The sequence below is a fragment of the Pseudomonas sp. RW409 genome, from assembly GCF_003184125.1.
In the GTDB taxonomy this organism is placed as follows: domain Bacteria; phylum Pseudomonadota; class Gammaproteobacteria; order Pseudomonadales; family Pseudomonadaceae; genus Aquipseudomonas; species Aquipseudomonas chlororaphis_I.
Genome location: NZ_QHHP01000033.1, coordinates 130,563 through 130,866, shown reverse-complemented (window position 1 = coordinate 130,866; position 304 = coordinate 130,563).

Below are 304 nucleotides of genomic sequence, written 5' to 3'. Positions count from 1 at the left end.
CTCGCCGACCCAGCGCTTTCGAAACTGCATCCGCCTCAACTACGGCAGCCCGTGGAACGAAGCGGCAGAAAAGGCCATGGAAACCCTGGGCAGGATCGTGCGGTCGTTCTGAAGCCGGGACGGTGTGGAACCTGTAGCCGCTGCCGAGCGCAGCGAGGCTGCGATCGGTCGCGCAGCGACCGCAAATCCTGAACTTGCGATCTGTCTGGATAGACGCGCTGTCCGGCCTTGCGACTGCTGCGCAGTCGATCGCAGCCTCGCTGCGCTCGGCAGCGGCTACAGGGCTACAGGATCAGCGGCCGCC